Consider the following 1,454-nt stretch of genomic DNA (forward strand, 5'->3'; position numbering starts at 1 on the left):
GCGCCATCATGATCACAGGCGCCTGCAAGGCGGCTACCATCGACAAAACGAGATTGAGGAAGATGAACGGGTAGGGATCGAAGGCGTCACGCGACAGCAGCCAGACATTGCCCGCCGTCCATAAGACCAGAAAGGCGATGAAGGTCAGGATGAAGGACCATGACCCGCCGATGCGGGCGATCGTATCGGCAAGCCGGTCGCCGAAGGTCTGGTGGAAGGCAACGGCCTTGTTGGTGTCGCGCGAGATGGTGGTGCGTTCGAGCGTCGATTGCAGCACCCGGCTTTCGAGCTGGCTGAGGCCGTCCGGCCGCCGCTTGAGCCAGCGGTTCGCCAGATCGTCGATCGTCTTGTTCATGGCCATCTCCAGGGTCTTAGGCTTGCCGTAAGAGGTAGAGGCTGCCGGCTCACACGGGAAGTGTTAGATTGATTCCAGTTGCCGAGGGACCAATGGCCGATTTCAAGAAAATTCGCGCTCGCGCCGCAAAACGTAAGGGCGGCGAAGAGGAACTGACGTCGCTGCTTGGTCCGGCGCCTGACAATGCCGCCGTGGCTGACATCCCCGATGACCGCATTCTCTCCATTATGGCTGAGCGCGTCTTCGCCGCCGGTTTCGTCTGGCGCGTCATCGAGCAGAAATGGCCTGGCTTCGAGGAGGCGTTTCTGCGCTTCGAGCCGAAGCGGCTGTTGTTCCAGCCCGATGATTTCTGGCACGATCTGACGGCCGACCAGCGCATCGTACGCAACCCGCAGAAGATCAGATCCGTTCGCGACAATGCTGCCTTTGTCGAGCGTGTGTCGAAGGAATATGGCGGTTTCGGCAAATTCCTTGCGGAATGGCCTGATGATGACCAGGTCGGGCTGATGGCCTGGCTCGGCAAGCATGGCAGCCGGCTGGGCGGCAACACGGGCCAGTATTTCCTGCGCTGGCTGGGGTGGGATGCGTTCGTCATCTCGGGCGATATGGCCGCGGCGTTGCGCGACGCCGGCCTCGACATCGCCGAAAGCCCGACTTCGAAGAAGGACCTGGACAAGATCCAGAGGCAAATCAATCAATGGGCAGCGGAGACGCATCTGCCGCGCCGCCATATTTCACGCATCCTGGCGATGTCGATCGGCGAGAACCATTCGCCGCAAGCGCTGCGCGAATATATGGGCGACGACTGAAACGTGGTCGCTTGCCACGATCGGCATTCGTCGATCGGTCAACACGATCGAATCGATCGGTCCGGACACGAATGACATTCGTCATTTGCTCCGAATTGGTCCAAACGAACGCCATTGCCCGAGCAATTTTGCCGCGCTAAGTCAGCAGGCATGACCAAGAAGCTCGACATCCTGCGCATCGCCGTCGCCCAGCTCAATCCGACTGTCGGCGACATATCAGGCAATCTCGCCAAAGCCCGCGAGGCGAGGGCGGATGCCGCACGTCAGGGCGCCGATCTCGTGCTCTATAC

General features: G+C 60.4%; 3 protein-coding genes. 2 read left to right on the top strand and 1 reads right to left on the bottom strand.

Translation table 11 applies throughout. The features are described from left to right. Positions 1–355, bottom strand: a 355-nt coding sequence (locus ENZ74_RS31600; protein ID WP_127313290.1) for a DUF1003 domain-containing protein, incomplete at its 3' end; no start/stop codon positions are given. Between the two features lie 92 nt (positions 356–447). Here ENZ74_RS31600 and ENZ74_RS31605 point away from each other — a divergent pair. Together ENZ74_RS31605 and ENZ74_RS35850 are read left to right on the top strand one after the other, a co-directional pair. Continuing rightward, a complete protein-coding gene (locus tag ENZ74_RS31605) occupies positions 448–1,164 on the top strand; it encodes a DNA-3-methyladenine glycosylase I (RefSeq protein WP_063167906.1) in 717 nt (238 codons plus the stop codon). A 150-nt stretch (positions 1,165–1,314) separates the two neighbouring features. Beyond that, positions 1,315–1,454 (top strand): nitrilase-related carbon-nitrogen hydrolase (locus tag ENZ74_RS35850; protein WP_164761395.1); only part of this gene is annotated, 140 nt, incomplete at its 3' end.

Origin of the sequence: Mesorhizobium sp. M7A.F.Ca.CA.002.15.2.1 (assembly GCF_003998715.1) — a bacterium.
Lineage (GTDB): Bacteria > Pseudomonadota > Alphaproteobacteria > Rhizobiales > Rhizobiaceae > Mesorhizobium > Mesorhizobium ciceri.

Excerpts from the sequence above, each read along its gene's own strand:
- ENZ74_RS31605 (WP_063167906.1), top strand. The coding sequence starts at position 448 with ATGGCCGATTTCAAGAAAATTCGCGCTCGCGCCGCAAAACGTAAGGGC.